This is a genomic window from Variovorax sp. ZS18.2.2, from assembly GCF_024701975.1.
Taxonomy (GTDB): Bacteria; Pseudomonadota; Gammaproteobacteria; order Burkholderiales; family Burkholderiaceae_C; genus Variovorax.
In genome coordinates, this window is sequence record NZ_JANLNM010000001.1 from 2024885 (window position 1) to 2040699 (window position 15815).

Below are 15815 nucleotides of genomic sequence, written 5' to 3' on the forward strand. Positions count from 1 at the left end.
TTTCGCCGCCCTCCCCCGCGCACGGTAATGCGCGGGCTCGGCGGGCAATAGATTCGTCAGTAAAGAGTTAGAAGCGAATGCGCCGAGGATCAGAGATCTTCGGAACCCAACAGCATCTCGGTGATGCCCATGCCGGCCTTCACCATCGGGAACACGTTCTCGGTGGGGTCGGTGCGGAAGTCCATGAACACTGTGCGGTCCTTGAGCTTGCGTGCTTCGCGCAGCGCGGGCTCCACGTCTTGTGGACGCTCGATCAGCATGCCCACGTGGCCATAGGCCTCGGCAAGCTTCACGAAATTCGGCAGTGCATCCATGTAGCTATGGCTGTAGCGGCCGGAGTATTCGATCTCCTGCCACTGGCGCACCATGCCCAGGTAGCGGTTGTTGAGCGAGCAGATCTTGATCGGCGTGTTGTATTGGAGGCAGGTGGAGAGTTCCTGGATGCACATCTGCACCGAGCCTTCGCCGGTGATGGTGAACACTTCCGAATCGGGCTTGGCGAGCTTGATGCCCATGGCGTAGGGAATGCCCACGCCCATGGTGCCCAGGCCGCCGGAATTGATCCAGCGGCGCGGCTCGTCGAAGCGGTAGTACTGGGCCGCCCACATCTGGTGCTGGCCCACGTCCGACGTGATGTACACGTCGGCGTCCTTGGTCATGTTCCAGAGCGTCTCGACCACGTACTGCGGCTTGATCACGTCCTTGTTGCCGCGGTCGTACTTGAGGCAGTCGCGCGAACGCCAGGCCTCGATGGTCTTCCACCAGTCGGCCAATGCGCCGGCATCGGGCTTGGTGGTGCTCTCGCGGATCATCGAGATCAGCTCGGTGAGCACGTCCTTCACGTCGCCGACGATCGGGATGTCGACCTTCACGCGCTTGGAGATGCTCGACGGGTCGATGTCGACGTGGATGATCTTGCGTTCGTTCGTCGCGAAGTGCTTGGGATTGCCGATCACGCGGTCGTCGAATCGCGCGCCCACGGCCAACAGCACGTCGCAGTTCTGCATCGCGTTGTTGGCTTCGATGGTGCCGTGCATACCCAGCATGCCGAGGAACTTGCGGTCGCTCGCCGGGTAGGCGCCCAGGCCCATCAGCGTGTTGGTGACCGGGTAGCCGAGCATGTCGACCAGCGTGCGCAGTTCGTTGCAGGCATTGCCCAGCAACACGCCGCCGCCGGTGTAGATGTACGGGCGCTTGGCCGCCAGCAACAACTGCAGCGCCTTGCGGATCTGCCCGCCGTGGCCCTTGCGCACCGGGTTGTACGAGCGCATCTCGACCTTGTCGGGATAGCCTGTGTAGGGCGTCTTCTTGAAGGAAACGTCCTTGGGCACGTCCACCACCACGGGGCCCGGACGGCCGCTGCGCGCGATGTGGAAGGCCTTCTTCATCGTCATGGCCAGATCCTTGGGATCCTTGACGAGGAAGTTGTGCTTGACGATGGGACGGGTGATGCCGACCGTGTCGCATTCCTGGAAGGCGTCCAGGCCGATGGCGGCGGTGGGTACCTGGCCCGAGATGATCACCATCGGGATCGAGTCCATGTACGCCGTGGCGATGCCGGTGACCGCATTGGTCAGGCCGGGGCCCGAGGTGACCAGTGCCACGCCGACTTCGCCGGTGGCGCGCGCATAGCCGTCGGCCGCGTGCACGGCTGCCTGCTCGTGGCGCACCAGAACGTGCTGGATGGTGTCCTGCTTGTAGAACGCGTCGTAGATGTACAGAACCGCGCCGCCGGGGTAGCCCCAGACGTACTGGACGCCTTCGGCCTGCAGTGCCTTGATCAGCACTTCAGCGCCCATGAGTTCTTGCGTTGGGTTGCCGGCGCCTGAGGACGCGGCTGCTGCGGAAATGATTTCCGCCTTCGAGATTTCCATGATCAACCTTTGTGTTTTTTCGGGAACGAAAAACCTTGGGTGCCCCTTGCCAACCCTTGTGGGGTCGCGCCAGGACTTGAGGCCATGGCCATGAGCGGACTGATGTTCCGCCGGACCTTGACCCGTTTGCCTTTTGACTTGCAGCGCGGATTATGACATTACCCGGCGGTTCAGATTCGCTTCAGGTGGCTTGTAAAGGCATCGGGGCATAATCCGCGGCGGAAAACATAAGCGTCCGCTAGACATCCCTTCCCATGCGGCGCGCCTTTGCGCGCCCCCTCTCGCTTGGCCACTGAACAAGAACTCTCCGACTTCCTGAAAAGCGTCGAACGACGCGCTTTCAAGCGCTCGGTCTATCACGTGCGGGACGAAGAAGCGGCGCTCGACATCGTGCAGGACAGCATGATGAAGCTGGCGCAGCACTATGGCGACAAGCCGGCCAACGAGCTGCCGATGCTGTTCCAGCGCATCCTGTCGAACTGCACGCTCGACTGGTTCCGCCGCCAGAAAACCCGCCGCGCGCTGTTCTCGAATCTGAGCGACTTCGACTCGGTCGACGACGACGGAGATTTCGACCTTCTGGAGAACTTCGTCTCTCCAACCGACTCCAGAGAGACGGAAAGCGCCGAAGACACCACCCGCCGCGCCCAGGTCTTCCACGAGATCGAGGAACAGATCGCCGCATTGCCGGGCCGTCAACGCGAGGCTTTCCTGATGCGTTACTGGGAGGAAATGGACGTCGCAGAGACGGCCGCTGCAATGGGCTGCTCCGAGGGCAGCGTCAAAACCCATTGTTCGCGAGCCGTTCACGCTCTGAGCAAGGCGCTCAAGGCCAAGGGAATATCGCTATGAACACTAAGGTTCCAACCTCTTCTACCGCCGCCGAAGATCAGTTCGGTCAGCGCCTGGCTGCCCGGCTGTCCGCCGGCAACCAGGAACTGTCGCACGACATCGGCGAGCGGCTGCGCGTTGCACGCGCGCAGGCCGTGGCCGCGCGCAAGCAAGCTCCGCAATTGCGGACCGCGCCCGAGGTGGTGCAGTCCGGCAGCACGCTCACGCTGGGCGGTGGCTGGTGGACCCGCATCGGATCTGTGGTGCCGCTGATCGCACTCGTGGCCGGCCTCATCACCATCAGCGTGATGCAGGACGACGACCGCGCCAGCGAACTGGCCGAGGTCGACTCCGCCCTCCTCACCGGCGACCTGCCTCCCGCCGCCTACACCGACCCGGGCTTCGCCCAATTCCTGAAGGCCGACGGCGCCTCCGACTGACCCTCTCCGACCGAATGCGACGCCGCTCCAAACCCAGCGCGAACACCCCCCGCCCTTTGCGCCCGCTCACGGCGGGCGCATTCGTTTGGGCGGGCGCGCTCGCCGTCGCAGCCTTCGGCCTGACGACCGCCTGCGCCCAGCCGCCCTCCGAGGCCAACAAGGCCGGTCCGGCGGGCGTTGCGAGTGCCGCGGCAGCCGGCGCCACCAAGACAGTTCCCGCAACCAAGCCGCTCTGGAGCGAACTCACCGCCGAACAGCAGCAGGCCCTCAAGCCCCTGGTCCCGCACTGGACCACGATGAACAGCGGGCAAAAACGCAAGTGGCTGGCACTGTCACGAAACTTCGCGAACATGTCGGCGGATGATCAAGTCACCCTGCACAGCCGCATGATCGAGTGGACCGCCCTGAGCAATCAGCAGCGGGCCCAGGCGCGCCTGAACTTCGCCGAGGTCAAGCGCGTGCCAGCCGACGAGCGCAAGGCCAAATGGGAGCAATACCAGGCCTTGAGCGAGGAAGAAAAGCGCAAGCTCGCCGAACGCGCACCGGCCAAGCCGCGCGGCGCGGCCATTCCGGTGCGTCCCGTCTCGTCGCAAAAGCTCGTGCCGGTGCCGGCCGTCACGCCGCCCGGCCAGCACACGCCCAGGATCGTGCTGGCGCCGTCGCCGACCGCACCGTCCATGCCTGCAACCATCCTGGTGACGACGCCGCTGGAGCGGGCGCCTGCCGCAGCGAGCGTCGCCCCCGCCGCGGCGCCTGCCCCCGTCTACGTCACATCGCCACCGGTTCCCGCCGAGGCACAGGTCCCGGCGCCATCGCCGATCCCGACGGCGACCGAACAGCCACCCTCGGCTCCCTGACACCAAGGCTTCGATGGTTTCCAGTTCTCCCGAGGCTTCGGGGCCCGATCAGCCTGCCTTGCCTGACGCACAGACAACCAGCGCTCCTGCTTCGACAGTGCCCGGCCTGTGGCGCCGGATGGCCTGCTGGCTCTACGAAGGCATGCTGCTGTTCGCGGTGGCCATGACGGCCGGCTGGCTTTTCAGCGCCCTCAGCCAGATGCGCAACGCCATGGACGAGACGCGCCGCCCCCTGCTGCTCGCCTACCTGTTCGTGGTCTTCGGCGTGTACTTCGTCTGGTTCTGGTGCAAGGGGCAGACGCTGGGCATGAAGACCTGGAACATCCGCATCGTGGACCGGCAAGGCCGCCCACTGACGCAATCGCGCGCCTTCCTGCGCTACATCCTGAGCTGGGTCTGGCTTCTGCCTCCGCTGGCACTTCATCCCCTGCTGGGCGTGCCGGTGGTCGAAACGATGGTTCTGCTGCTTGGCTGGATCGCCGTCTGGGCCGTGCTCGCTCGTTTTCACCCCGATCGCCAGTTCTGGCACGACGCCTGGGCCGGTACGCGGCTCATCACCTCCAAGCCCATGAGCCGCCGATGAGTGCCCTGCCCGAGCTTCCCGACCCCGCCGTCAATCCGCAGAAGGCCCGCAAGGGCTTCGAGCGCGTCTGGCATGCCACGCTGATCTCGCTCCATGGGCTTCGCGCCGGCTGGAGCGAGCCTGCCTTCCGGCAGGAAGCGATCCTCTCGATCGTGATGATCCCGGCGGCCTTCTGGCTCGGGCGCAGCTGGGTCGAGGTGGCACTGCTCGCCGGCAGCGCGCTCCTGGTGATGATCGTGGAGCTGCTCAACACCGCGGTCGAGGCCGCCATCGACCGCATCGGCCCCGAATGGCACGACCTCTCCAAGCGCGCCAAGGACATGGGCAGCGCCGCGGTGCTGCTCTCGCTCACGCTGTGCGGCGGCATCTGGGCAGCGGCGTTGTGGACGCGCTTCGTGTCATGAGCGGGCCCGCATCCCGAGGCATGATGGCGGGATGAATCCTGAATTTTCGATCTGTGTGTATTGCGGCTCGCGCCCCGGCGAGCGCCCCGAGTTTTCCGAAGCCGCCAAGGCTGTCGGCCAGTGGATCGGCCGGCACGGCGGCCAGTTGGTCTACGGTGGCGGCCGCACCGGCCTGATGGGCACGGTGGCCGAAGCCACCCGTCTGGCCGGCGGCCGCGTCGTCGGCATCATCCCCAAGGCCCTGGTCGACAAGGAACTGGCCAATCCCCTCTGCGACGAATTGCACGTGGTGGACACCATGCACGAGCGCAAGGCCATGATGGGCGAGCGCGCCGACGCCTTCATCGCCCTGCCGGGCGGCATCGGTACCTTCGAGGAATTGTTCGAGATCTGGACCTGGCGCCAGCTCGGCTACCACGACAAGCCGACCGGCATTCTCAACACCGCCGGCTACTACGACGGCCTGCTGGGCTTCCTGGCCCACAGCGTGCGGGAAGGCTTCATGGGCGACTGGCAGATGACGCTGATCCGCACCGGCACCGACGCCACCGAACTGCTCACCACACTGCGCGCCGAAGTGCCGCTCCATCCGCGCGAAGACAGGCTGTCGGAAAATCTCTGACGCCCGTCTCGAAAGAAAAAAGCCCCGGTCAACGGGGCTTTCTTGCTTCAGACGGCGTTTTCGTTTTCCTCGCCCGTACGGATACGAACGATGCGTTCGACGGCGGTGACAAAAATCTTGCCATCGCCGATCTTCCCAGTGCGCGCCGAATTGACGATGGCCTCGATGCAGCGCTCCACATCGCCCTCGTTGACGACCACTTCGACCTTCATCTTGGGCAGGAAGTCGACCACGTATTCGGCACCGCGGTAGAGCTCGGTGTGACCCTTCTGTCGGCCGAAGCCCTTGACCTCGGTCACGGTCAGGCCGGTGACGCCCACTTCGGCCAGGGCTTCGCGCACGTCCTCGAGCTTGAAGGGTTTGACGATGGCGGTGATCTGCTTCATGGTTTTTGTGCTCCGGCGGTTTCGTTGAATTTGCTGGTGATAGGGTAACGCCAATCCTTGCCGAAGCTGCGGTGGGTGACCCGGATGCCTACCGGCGCCTGGCGCCGCTTGTATTCATTGACCTTGATGAGCCGCGCAACCCGTTCGACCACCGCGCGTTCGTAGCCCGCGGCAATGATCTCGTCGATGCCCTCGTCGTCCTGCATGTAGCGTGCCAGGATTCCATCGAGGATGTCGTAGGGCGGCAGGCTGTCCTGGTCGGTCTGGTCGGGCCGAAGCTCGGCGCTCGGGGGGCGCGTGATGATCCGCTCGGGGATCGGCGCGCCGCCGGTGCTGTACGGGTCATGGGCGTTGCGCCAACGGGCCAGCGCGAACACCGTGGTCTTGAGCAGGTCCTTGATGACCGCGAAACCACCCGCCATGTCGCCGTAGAGCGTGCAGTAGCCGGTGGCCATTTCGCTCTTGTTGCCGGTGGTGAGCACGATCGAGCCGAACTTGTTCGACAGGGCCATCAGCAGCGTGCCGCGGATGCGGGCCTGGATGTTTTCCTCGGTCGTGTCTTCGGGGCGGCCCTTGAACTCCTCGGCCAAGGCGCCCTTGAAAGACTCGAAGGTGTGCTTGATCGAAATCTCGTCATAGCGCACGCCAAGGCGGCTTGCCATCTCTCGCGCATCGATCCAGCTGATGTCGGCGGTGTAAGGCGAAGGCATCATCACCGCACGCACCCTGTCCTTGCCGAGTGCATCGACCGCGATCGCGAGCACCAATGCGGAGTCGATACCGCCCGAGAGCCCCAGGATGGCGCTCGGGAAGCCGTTCTTGCCGACGTAGTCACGCACGCCGAGCACCAGGGCGTCCCACAACTGCGCTTCGGCGTCGCGCGGGGCTGCCACCGCGCCGGGCTCGGCCACGAAGCCGACGCCATCTTGAGGTGCGCGCTCCAACTGCGCAAAGACCAATTTCTCCTGGAAGCTCTCGGCCTGCATGGCGAGCACGCCATCAGCCTGCAGCGCGAAGGAGGCCCCGTCGAACACCACTTCGTCCTGCCCACCGACCAAGTGCGCGTAGACCAACGGCAGCCCCACGGCGCGTGCGCGATCGGCCATGCGCGCGACACGCTCGCCCTCCTTGCCCACGTGATAGGGCGACGCGTTGATCACGGCCAGCACCTCGGCACCGGCTTCGCGGGCCAGTTCGGCCGGCTGGTCGAACCAGGCGTCCTCGCAGATCAGCAGCCCGACGGAAACCCCACCCGTCTCGAACACGCAGGTACCCTGCCCCGGCGTGAAATACCGGCGCTCGTCGAACACCTGGTAGTTCGGCAGCTCGCGTTTGGCATAGGTCTCGAGGATGCGGCCTTCCTTGATGACGCTGGCCGCGTTGTGGCGCATCTGCACTGCCACGGAGCGGCTGCGCAGGCTCCCACCGGTCGGATGCCCCACCACCACGACCATGTCTTTGAGGTCGGCCAGCGCAGCGGCAATGCCTTTCACGGCATCATCGCAAGCTTCGGTGAAGGCGGGACGGAGGAAGAGGTCCTCCGCTGCGTAGCCGGCAATCGAGAGTTCGGGCGTCAGGAGCAGACGCGCGCCTTGCGCATGGGCGTCGCGTGCGGCATCGACGATCTTTCTTGCATTGCCGGCGAGGTCGCCCACCACAAAATTGAGTTGCGCGATGGCGAGCTTGAGCGTCATACAGAAGGAAGAAAAAGGCTTGAACGATTATGTCATTCGGGTTCTGGCGTCACCGTCGGACGTGAGCCCGAAAGCCTGGAACGCGCTGCTCGCCGCGCAGGCCGAGCCCTCGCCTTTCATGCGCCACGAATACCTCGCGGCGCTGCACGAAAGCCAAAGCGCATCCCCTGCGAGCGGATGGGCGGCGCAGTTCATCACGCTGTGGCGCGGCAAGCAACTCGAAGCCGCCTGCCCCGTCTACATCAAGGACCATTCCTACGGCGAGTACGTCTTCGACTGGGCCTGGGCCAATGCGTATGAGCAGCACGGGCTCGCCTACTACCCCAAGGCCGTGGTCGCGGTGCCGTTCACACCGGTGCCGGGCACGCGTCTCCTGGCGCGCGATGCGCAAAGCCGCACGCTGCTGGTGCAGGCGCTGGTTGCGTGGTGCAAGCAGGAAGAAATTTCTTCTCTGCACCTGCTGTTCGGCGCCGACGAGGACATCGCCGCATGCACCGAAGCCGGGCTGATGCTGCGCAACACGGTGCAGTTCCATTGGACGAACGTGGCGCCCACGGTCGGCACCGACGTGTCCTCGCTGTCCGAGGGGGAGCGTTCCACCCCGGAGCGGCCCGGCTACCCCGACTTCGACGCCTTCCTCGCCAGCCTCGCCCATGACAAGCGCAAGAAGATCCGCCAGGAGCGCCGCAAGGTCGCCGACGCCGGCGTGAGCTTCCGCTGGTCGCGCGGCAAGGACATCTCGCAAGTCGACTGGGATTTCTTCTACCGCTGCTACGAGCGCACCTATCGCGAGCACGGCAACCCGCCCTACCTCACGCGCGACTTCTTCCAGCGCATGGCCGATACGTTGCCCGAGGCCTGGCTGCTGTTCATCGCCGAGCGCAACGGCAAGCCCATGGCGACGAGCCTGATCGCGCTCTCCACGGAGCCGGACGCACCACTGGTCGCCTACGGCCGCTACTGGGGCGCGCTGGAGCGTGTCGACTGCCTGCACTTCGAGGCCTGCTACTACCAGCCCCTTGCCTGGTGCATCGAACACGGCGCCCGGCGCTTCGAAGGCGGCGCACAGGGCGAGCACAAGATGGCGCGCGCGCTGATGCCGGTGAAGACCACCAGCGCCCACTGGCTTGCGCACCCGGCGTTCTCGGATGCGGTGGAGCGCTTTCTCGAACGCGAAGGGGCTGGCATCGAGAACTACATGGACCACCTGGGCGAGCGCAGCCCGTTCAAGGCCGCCTGAAGCGCGCGTGCCTCTGTCCAAGGGCATAGCGCCCTTGTCCGTTTGGCACATCGACGGCGCGCGGCGCCTCTCCTAGCATCCGGGCCAGAAAAGCCCCGACTCCGAGGAGAAACCGCATGCGCCCCTTGACCCGTCTCGCCCTTGCGGCGCTCTGCCTCACAAGCGCCGGCCTCGCCTCTGCCGCCAGCTTCGATTGCGCCAAGGCCGGCAACGCCACCGAAAAAGCCATCTGCGCCGACCCGGGCCTGTCGCGGCAGGACGAGGCCCTGGCCGCGCTCTACCAGCGCCAGCTCAAGATGCCCGATGCGGGCCAATGGGGAACGATCCTGCGGCGCGATCAGCGCGACTGGATTGCGGTGCGCAACCGCGAGTGCAAGGGCAACGTCGATTGCCTGAACCAAGACTACCAGCGACGCATCGCCTACCTCAGCCATCCGCTGCTGCACTGGATGGGCCGCTACGTGCAGGGCAAATGCCCGCACGAGGGCCGCTTCCTCGATGTCACGCCCGGCGACGCCGGGCAGCTCGATGTGGAGATCTATATCTGCCCCAACCCGCGCGGCAACATGCTGCTGCAGGGCAGGAACGTGCTCGAAGCCGGGCAGCACCTGAGGGTGGCGGAAGGCGGGCGTTGCACCCGCACCTTCCAGTTCGCCGCCGACCGCATCACGGTCACAGATGGGCCCGAATGCGCACCGGCACTGAAAGGCGCCTACGTACGCGACCCGCGCCGTTCGCCTTTCGAGCTCGAGGGAGCGAAGTGAATTACTTCTTGTACGCGGCGATGCCGTCGACGACTTCCTTCTTCGCCGCGTCGATGCCTTCCCAGCCCAGCACCTTGACCCACTTGCCCGCTTCCAGGTCCTTGTAGTGCTCGAAGAAGTGGCTGATGGCCTTCAGGCGCATCGGGTTCACGTCGTCGACCGACTTCCAGTGGCTGTAGATCGGCAGCACCTTGTCGGTGGGCACGGCCAGGACCTTGCCGTCGACGCCGGCTTCGTCTTCCATCATCAGGATGCCCAGCGGGCGGCAGGGCACGACCACGCCCGGCAGCAGCGGGTACGGCGCGATCACCAGCACGTCGACCGGGTCGCCGTCGCCCGAGAGGGTCTGCGGCACGTAGCCGTAGTTGGCGGGGTAGTACATGGCCGTCGTCATGAAGCGGTCCACGAAGATCGCGCCGGATTCCTTGTCGACTTCGTACTTGATCGGGTCGGCATTCATCGGGATTTCGATCACGACGTTGAAGGCATCGGGGACGTTCTTGCCGGGGGAGACTTTGTCGAAGGACATGACGTTTTTCGAGTAGTTGAAAAGTATTGGGGAGACGGGGACAAACCCTGAGTTTACTTTCCGTGTCACCGCCCGGTCGCACACGCCCGCGTTTTTGCCTGTAAATTGCAACCGTTGGCCAATCGGCTCCTCACCTTCTCGGTGCAGCGAGCTTCGAGGAAGCAACGCGACGGAAAACCTGGGTCCCGTACGCGTTGCGCGCAGGATCCATGCTGTCCGTCTCCACAAGTCACAACGAACGAATGGAGAAGCAAAGCATGATCGGCAACACCCCCCTGATACTCGCCATCGTCTGCGGCCTCGTGGCCGTCGGCTACGGTTTCTGGGCCCGAAGTTGGATTCTCGCCAAGGACCCGGGCAACGCCCGGATGCAGGAAATCGCCGCCGCCATCCAGGCCGGCGCCTCGGCCTACCTCGCCAAGCAGTACACCACCATCGCGGTGGTCGGCATCATCCTGGCGGTCCTGATCGCCCTCTTCCTGGACCTCACCACGGCCGTCGGCTTCGTGGTCGGCGCGGTGCTCTCGGGCGCCTGCGGCTTCATCGGCATGAACGTGTCGGTGCGCGCCAACGTGCGCACCGCGCAGGCCGCCACCAAGGGCATCGGCCCGGCGCTGGACGTGGCGTTCCGCGGCGGCGCGATTACCGGCATGCTGGTGGTGGGCCTGGGCCTCCTGGGCGTGACTGCCTTCTACTGGTTCCTGGCCGGCAGCGCGCCCAAGTCGGACCACACCCTTGCGGCCATCCTCAATCCGCTGATCGGCTTTGCCTTCGGCTCCTCGCTGATCTCGATCTTCGCGCGGCTGGGCGGCGGCATCTTCACCAAGGGCGCCGACGTCGGCGCCGACCTGGTGGGCAAGGTCGAAGCCGGCATTCCGGAAGACGACCCGCGCAACCCGGCGGTGATCGCCGACAACGTGGGCGACAACGTCGGCGACTGCGCCGGCATGGCGGCCGACCTGTTCGAGACCTACGCGGTGACGCTGATCGCCACGATGGTGCTGGGCGCGCTGATGGTCACCACGGCACCGACGAATGCGGTGCTGTATCCGCTCGCGCTGGGCGGCGTGTCGATCATCGCGTCGATCATCGGCTGCTTCTTCGTGAAGGCGTCGCCCGGCATGGTCAACGTGATGCCGGCGCTCTACAAGGGCCTCGCCGTCGCGGGCATCCTCTCGCTGATCGCCTTCTGGTTCGTCACTGCCTGGATCATTCCGGACAACGCGATCGCTGCGAGCGGCAGCCAGCTGAAGCTCTTCGGCGCCTGCTTCGTGGGCCTCGCGCTCACCGCCGCGCTGGTATGGGTCACCGAGTACTACACCGGCACGCAGTACAAGCCCGTGCAGCACATTGCGCAGGCCTCGACCACGGGCCATGGCACGAACATCATCGCGGGCCTGGGCGTCTCGATGCGCTCGACCGCCTGGCCGGTGATCTTCGTCTGCATCGCGATCCTGGCTTCGTACTCGCTGGCCGGCCTGTTCGGCATCGCGGTCGCCGCGACGTCCATGCTGAGCATGGCGGGCATCGTGGTTGCGCTGGACGCCTACGGCCCCATCACCGACAACGCCGGCGGCATCGCCGAGATGAGCGACCTGCCCGCCAGCGTGCGCGCCGTGACCGACCCGCTCGACGCGGTCGGCAACACGACCAAGGCCGTGACCAAGGGCTACGCCATCGGCTCGGCCGGCCTCGCCTCGCTGGTGCTCTTTGCCGACTACACCCACAAGCTGGAGAGCTTCGGGCTGAACATCAGCTTCAACCTGAGCGACCCGATGGTGATCGTGGGCCTCTTCATCGGCGGGCTGATTCCCTACCTGTTCGGCGCGATGGCGATGGAAGCCGTGGGCCGCGCGGCCGGTGCGGTCGTGGAAGAAGTGCGCAGGCAGTTCCGCGACATCCCCGGGATCATGGAAGGCACCGGCAAGCCCGAATACGGCAAGGCCGTGAGCATGCTGACGGGCGCGGCCATCAAGGAAATGATGATCCCGTCGCTGTTGCCGGTGGTGGTGCCGATCGTCGTGGGCCTCGTGCTCGGACCGAAGGCGCTGGGCGGCCTGCTGATGGGCACGATCGTCACGGGCCTCTTCGTCGCCATTTCGATGTGCACAGGTGGCGGCGCGTGGGACAACGCCAAGAAGTACATCGAGGACGGCCACCACGGCGGCAAGGGCTCCGAGGCGCACAAGGCGGCCGTCACCGGCGACACCGTGGGCGACCCCTACAAGGACACCGCCGGTCCGGCCGTGAACCCGCTGATCAAGATCATCAACATCGTGGCGCTGCTCATCGTGCCGCTGGTGGTGAAGTTCCATTCCGGCGATGCGGCGGCGATGGCGCCGGCCAAGGTCGAGACGCCGCCGGCCGCCACCGCACCGGCACCTGCAGCCATGGCCCCGGCCACGCCGGCTGCAGCGGTTGCTGCGGGCGCCGTGACGGCGGCCGAAGCCGCCGCGGTGAAGGTCGAGAACGGCATCGTGAAGTTCTACTTCGCGAGCGCCAGCTCCGAAGTCGCGCCCAACGCCAAGGAGGCGCTGGCCGACGTCATCAAGGCCGTGCAGAGCGGCAGCACCGTGCTCGTGAGCGGCTACCACGATGCGAGCGGCGACCCGGCCAAGAACGCCGAGCTGGCCAAGCAGCGCGCCATGGCCGTGAGCGACGCGCTCAAGGCCGCGGGTGCGCCCGAAGACAAGATCGAACTGGCCAAGCCCGAGCAGTCGCAGGCCGACGGCCCGCCTTCCGAGGCGCGCCGCGTCGAAGTGAAAGTGAAGTCCTGAAGATGCCCACGCCCGCACGGCTCGAAGCCTTCATCGCCGCCGTGGAGGGCGGCGCGCATGCGCAGGTCATCGAGGACTACTACACCGAAGACGCCACCGTGCGCGAGAACCAGGCCGAGCCGCGGCGGGGCCGCAGCACGCTGGTCGCGCAGGAAACAACCGTGCTCGACCGCACCGAATCGGTGGTGTCCACGTGCGTGCGGCCCGTGCTGGTGAACGGCGACCACGTGGCCATCCACTGGGTCTTCGAGTTCACCTTCAAGGGCGGCAGCCGGATGCGCATGGAAGAGATCGCCTGGCAGCGCTGGGACGGCGAGCGCATCGCCGAAGAGCAGTTCTTCTACGACCCGGCGCAAAGAAAGCCGGGCTGAAGCGCAACGGCAAGGTGCAAAGCCCACGCCGCCCACGCCGATTGGTGCTGCTGGCGCTGCCCGCCCTGGCGCTCGGCGCGGCGGCCATCGCTCAAACCCGCCCGGACGCCCTGCCCCTGAGCTTCGACGCCGCACGCGCCCGCATGGTCGAGCGCTCCGACAAGCTGGCAGCCGCACGCTCGGCCGTCGAATCGAAGGAGCTGCAGAGCGAGGGCTTGAAGCGCCTGGGCGGCCCGGTGGTGAGCGTTTCGGGGCTGGCCTATGCGTACAACGCCAACCTGAACCTGGACCTCGATCCGCTCAACCAGAAGCTCGGGCAGATCGGCCAGTCGCTGCCGCCGTCGATCCAGAGCTTCATCTCGCGCGTGCCGATTCCGCAGCTGCCCAACAGCTACACGCTCAACCGCCACGACACGGGCACCAACACCTCGATCTCGGCGGTCTGGCCGATCTACCTGGGCGGCGCGACCGATGCGGTGCGCGGTTTTGTCTCGGCGCAGACGCGCGAGGCGCAGGCCGATGCCGAGCAGGCCGGCCACGAGGTCGACACGCTGCTGGTGCAGCGCTACTTCGGCGCCCAGCTCGCGCAGCGCGCGGCCACGCTGCGTGCACAGGCCGAACGCACCATCGCCCAACACGACGCGGCCGCGCAGAAGATGCTCGCGGCCGGCGTGATCTCACGCGTCGAGCGGCTGCAGGCGAGCGCCGCCTACGAAGAGGCCCGGCGCAATGCGCGCAAGGCCGAGGACGATGCGGCGCTGGCGGCCGTCGCCCTCGCCCGCACGGTTCGCGCCGAAGGCAGCGTGACGCCGCAGACGCCGCTTTTCCTGATCAGCGCGCCCATCGAGCCGCTGGGCTACTTCATCGATTCGGCGCTCACGCGGCACCCCGGCCTCGGCAAGGTCGCGGCCAAGAGGTCGCAGGCCGAGCAATTGCACGAAGGCGAAGAGGCGCTGCGCCGCCCGCAGGTCATCGCCTTCGGCACGCGCCAGCTCAAGAGCGGCAATGCCGACTGGGTGGCGGGCCTGGGCGTGCGCTGGACGCTGTACGACTCGGTCGACCGCGATGCACTCTCGGCCTCTTCGCAAAAGCAGGTCGAACAGGCCGAGCACACCGATGCGCAGGCGCGCAGCGACATCTCGCTCCTGGTCGAGCGCAACTGGCGCGCCCTCGAAAACGCCCGCCGCCAGTACCTGGACATGAAGGTCTCGGTCGAGCTCTCCGAAGAAGTGGTGAAGCTGCGCGTGGCGGGCCTGCGCGAAGGCACGAGCACCATGCTGGACCTGATCGACGCCGAGACCAACCGCGCCAAGGTGCTGACCGAGCGCGCGCAGGCGGCCAACGAGTACGTGCAGGCGCTCGCGCAGTTGCTCGAGAGCGCGGGCCTCTCCGAGAAGTTTTCCGACTACATCGCGCGTGCCGACGTGAAGGTGAATTGATCATGAGTGCCAAGACCCGAAAACTGATCGCCATCGCCGCGGCGCTGCTCGTGCTGGTGCTGCTCGTGTGGGGCTTCTGGCGCGCCTCGCAGCCTGCGGCCGAGGTGTTCCAGGGCCAGATGGAAGCGCGCGAGACCGACGTGGCCGGCAAGGTCACCGCGCGCATCGCCGAAGTGGCGGTGAAGGAAGGCGACCGCATCCAGGCCGGCGCGCTGCTGGTGCGCATGGACAGCCCCGAAGTGCGCGCCAAGCTCGCGCAGGCCACGGCCGCCGAGCAGGCCGCGCAGGCCGTCGCCGACAAGGCGCAGAACGGCGCCCGTCCGCAGGAGGTGGAGATGGCGCGCATGCAGTGGCAGCGCGCCGAAACCGCCGCGCAGCTCGCGCAGACCTCGTTCCGCCGCGTCGACGGCCTCGCGCGCGAAGGCCTGGTCGCCGACCAGAAGCGCGACGAGGCCGAAGCCAACTGGAAGGCCTCGCGCGACGCGGCCATCGCGGCCAAGGCGCAGTACGACATGGCCCGCATCGGTGCCCGCCCCGAGGACCAGGCCGCGGCCAGCGCGCAGGCGCGCCAGGTCGCCGGCGTGGTGGCCGAGGCGGAAGCGGCCAAGGCCGAGACCGAGCTTCGCAGCCCCGTGGGCGGCGAAGTGGCCAAGGTGCTCGCCAAGGTCGGCGAGCTGTCGCCGCAGGGCGTGGCGGTGGTCACGGTAGTCGACCTGAACGACCAGTGGGTGGTGCTGAACGTGCGCGAAGACCGGCTCGCACGTTTTGCCGTCGACAGCGAGTTCGATGCGCGCTTGCCGGCGCTGGCGAATGACAAGGACAAGTCCGACGCACACCGCGTAGCCCGCTTCAAGGTCTATTACAGCGCCGCCCTGCCCGACTTCGCGACCTGGCGGGCGACACGCGGCGGCAATGGCTTCGACGTGCGCACCTTCGAGGTCCGCGCGCGGCCGCTCAAGCCCATCGAAGGCGCGCGGCCGGGCATGAGCGTGTTGGTCGATTGA

At 66.5% G+C, this 15815-nt stretch carries 16 protein-coding genes; 12 read left to right on the top strand and 4 right to left on the bottom strand.

The annotated features are described in order from the left end of the window. Nucleotides 1–89 precede the first annotated feature (89 nt). Nucleotides 90–1874, bottom strand: coding sequence for an acetolactate synthase 3 catalytic subunit (locus tag NU688_RS09490; protein ID WP_257860286.1), 1785 nt, complete (start codon nucleotides 1872–1874; stop codon nucleotides 90–92). 285 nt (nucleotides 1875–2159) lie between these two features. On the opposite strand from NU688_RS09490, the gene NU688_RS09495 reads away from it, so the two are divergent. Genes NU688_RS09495 through NU688_RS09520 form a run of 6 tightly spaced genes read left to right on the top strand, consistent with a single transcriptional unit; the run spans nucleotide 2160 to nucleotide 5611 of the window. Further along, nucleotides 2160–2726, top strand: a complete 567-nt coding sequence (locus tag NU688_RS09495) for an RNA polymerase sigma factor (RefSeq protein WP_013540981.1) — start codon at nucleotides 2160–2162, stop codon at nucleotides 2724–2726. Continuing rightward, nucleotides 2723–3145 carry a DUF3619 family protein gene (locus tag NU688_RS09500; RefSeq protein ID WP_257860288.1) on the top strand — a complete coding sequence of 141 codons (423 nt, stop codon included), beginning with the start codon at nucleotides 2723–2725 and terminating at the stop codon, nucleotides 3143–3145. The genes NU688_RS09495 and NU688_RS09500 overlap by 4 nt, the downstream gene beginning before the upstream one ends. 56 nt (nucleotides 3146–3201) lie before the next feature. After that, the gene (locus NU688_RS09505) at nucleotides 3202–4002 is read left to right on the top strand and encodes a DUF3106 domain-containing protein (protein WP_257860290.1); all 801 of its coding nucleotides are present in this window, start codon (nucleotides 3202–3204) and stop codon (nucleotides 4000–4002) included. Between the two features lie 13 nt (nucleotides 4003–4015). Further along, nucleotides 4016–4585, top strand: coding sequence for an RDD family protein (locus NU688_RS09510; RefSeq protein WP_257860291.1), 570 nt, complete (start codon nucleotides 4016–4018; stop codon nucleotides 4583–4585). After that, nucleotides 4582–4989: a diacylglycerol kinase gene (locus NU688_RS09515; RefSeq protein ID WP_257860292.1), complete on the top strand. Its 408-nt coding sequence runs from the start codon at nucleotides 4582–4584 to the stop codon at nucleotides 4987–4989. Before NU688_RS09510 ends, NU688_RS09515 begins: the two co-directional genes overlap by 4 nt. Before the next feature lie 31 nt (nucleotides 4990–5020). Further along, nucleotides 5021–5611, top strand: a complete 591-nt coding sequence (locus tag NU688_RS09520) for a TIGR00730 family Rossman fold protein (RefSeq protein WP_257860293.1) — start codon at nucleotides 5021–5023, stop codon at nucleotides 5609–5611. Between the two features lie 47 nt (nucleotides 5612–5658). Here the strand turns inward: NU688_RS09520 and NU688_RS09525 are convergent, their stop codons facing one another. Both NU688_RS09525 and NU688_RS09530 read right to left on the bottom strand, forming a co-directional pair. Further along, nucleotides 5659–5997 (bottom strand): P-II family nitrogen regulator, encoded by a 339-nt coding sequence (locus NU688_RS09525; RefSeq protein ID WP_013540975.1) that lies wholly within the window; start codon nucleotides 5995–5997, stop codon nucleotides 5659–5661. Further along, nucleotides 5994–7691 (bottom strand): NAD+ synthase, encoded by a 1698-nt coding sequence (locus NU688_RS09530; protein ID WP_257860294.1) that lies wholly within the window; start codon nucleotides 7689–7691, stop codon nucleotides 5994–5996. Before NU688_RS09530 ends, NU688_RS09525 begins: the two co-directional genes overlap by 4 nt. A gap of 19 nt (nucleotides 7692–7710) precedes the next feature. Here NU688_RS09530 and NU688_RS09535 point away from each other — a divergent pair, with 19 nt between their 5' ends. Together NU688_RS09535 and NU688_RS09540 are read left to right on the top strand one after the other, a co-directional pair. Further along, nucleotides 7711–8931, top strand: coding sequence for a GNAT family N-acetyltransferase (locus tag NU688_RS09535; protein WP_257860295.1), 1221 nt, complete (start codon nucleotides 7711–7713; stop codon nucleotides 8929–8931). 116 nt (nucleotides 8932–9047) lie between these two features. After that, on the top strand, nucleotides 9048–9695 hold the full coding sequence (locus NU688_RS09540; protein WP_257860296.1) for a lysozyme inhibitor LprI family protein: 648 nt from the start codon (nucleotides 9048–9050) through the stop codon (nucleotides 9693–9695). A 1-nt stretch (nucleotide 9696) separates the two neighbouring features. On the opposite strand, the gene ppa is transcribed toward NU688_RS09540, so the two are convergent. Continuing rightward, nucleotides 9697–10224: an inorganic diphosphatase gene (ppa, locus tag NU688_RS09545; protein ID WP_042576736.1), complete on the bottom strand. Its 528-nt coding sequence runs from the start codon at nucleotides 10222–10224 to the stop codon at nucleotides 9697–9699. 257 nt (nucleotides 10225–10481) lie between these two features. Between ppa and NU688_RS09550 the strand changes: the two genes are divergently transcribed. Genes NU688_RS09550 through NU688_RS09565 form a run of 4 tightly spaced genes read left to right on the top strand, consistent with a single transcriptional unit; the run spans nucleotide 10482 to nucleotide 15815 of the window. Beyond that, nucleotides 10482–13001 (top strand): sodium-translocating pyrophosphatase, encoded by a 2520-nt coding sequence (locus NU688_RS09550; RefSeq protein WP_257860297.1) that lies wholly within the window; start codon nucleotides 10482–10484, stop codon nucleotides 12999–13001. A 2-nt stretch (nucleotides 13002–13003) separates the two neighbouring features. Further along, nucleotides 13004–13372: a nuclear transport factor 2 family protein gene (locus tag NU688_RS09555; protein WP_257860298.1), complete on the top strand. Its 369-nt coding sequence runs from the start codon at nucleotides 13004–13006 to the stop codon at nucleotides 13370–13372. 14 nt (nucleotides 13373–13386) lie between these two features. Further along, a complete protein-coding gene (locus NU688_RS09560) occupies nucleotides 13387–14811 on the top strand; it encodes a TolC family protein (RefSeq protein WP_257860299.1) in 1425 nt (474 codons plus the stop codon). 2 nt (nucleotides 14812–14813) lie between these two features. Beyond that, nucleotides 14814–15815 (top strand): HlyD family secretion protein, encoded by a 1002-nt coding sequence (locus tag NU688_RS09565; protein WP_257860300.1) that lies wholly within the window; start codon nucleotides 14814–14816, stop codon nucleotides 15813–15815.

Excerpts from the sequence above, each read along its gene's own strand:
- NU688_RS09490 (WP_257860286.1), bottom strand. The coding sequence starts at position 1,874 with ATGGAAATCTCGAAGGCGGAAATCATTTCCGCAGCAGCCGCGTCCTCA.
- NU688_RS09500 (WP_257860288.1), top strand. The coding sequence starts at position 2,723 with ATGAACACTAAGGTTCCAACCTCTTCTACCGCCGCCGAAGATCAGTTC.
- NU688_RS09510 (WP_257860291.1), top strand. The coding sequence starts at position 4,016 with ATGGTTTCCAGTTCTCCCGAGGCTTCGGGGCCCGATCAGCCTGCCTTG.
- NU688_RS09515 (WP_257860292.1), top strand. The coding sequence starts at position 4,582 with ATGAGTGCCCTGCCCGAGCTTCCCGACCCCGCCGTCAATCCGCAGAAG.
- NU688_RS09520 (WP_257860293.1), top strand. The coding sequence starts at position 5,021 with ATGAATCCTGAATTTTCGATCTGTGTGTATTGCGGCTCGCGCCCCGGC.
- NU688_RS09525 (WP_013540975.1), bottom strand. The coding sequence starts at position 5,997 with ATGAAGCAGATCACCGCCATCGTCAAACCCTTCAAGCTCGAGGACGTG.
- NU688_RS09530 (WP_257860294.1), bottom strand. The coding sequence starts at position 7,691 with ATGACGCTCAAGCTCGCCATCGCGCAACTCAATTTTGTGGTGGGCGAC.
- NU688_RS09540 (WP_257860296.1), top strand. The coding sequence starts at position 9,048 with ATGCGCCCCTTGACCCGTCTCGCCCTTGCGGCGCTCTGCCTCACAAGC.
- ppa (WP_042576736.1), bottom strand. The coding sequence starts at position 10,224 with ATGTCCTTCGACAAAGTCTCCCCCGGCAAGAACGTCCCCGATGCCTTC.
- NU688_RS09550 (WP_257860297.1), top strand. The coding sequence starts at position 10,482 with ATGATCGGCAACACCCCCCTGATACTCGCCATCGTCTGCGGCCTCGTG.
- NU688_RS09555 (WP_257860298.1), top strand. The coding sequence starts at position 13,004 with ATGCCCACGCCCGCACGGCTCGAAGCCTTCATCGCCGCCGTGGAGGGC.
- NU688_RS09565 (WP_257860300.1), top strand. The coding sequence starts at position 14,814 with ATGAGTGCCAAGACCCGAAAACTGATCGCCATCGCCGCGGCGCTGCTC.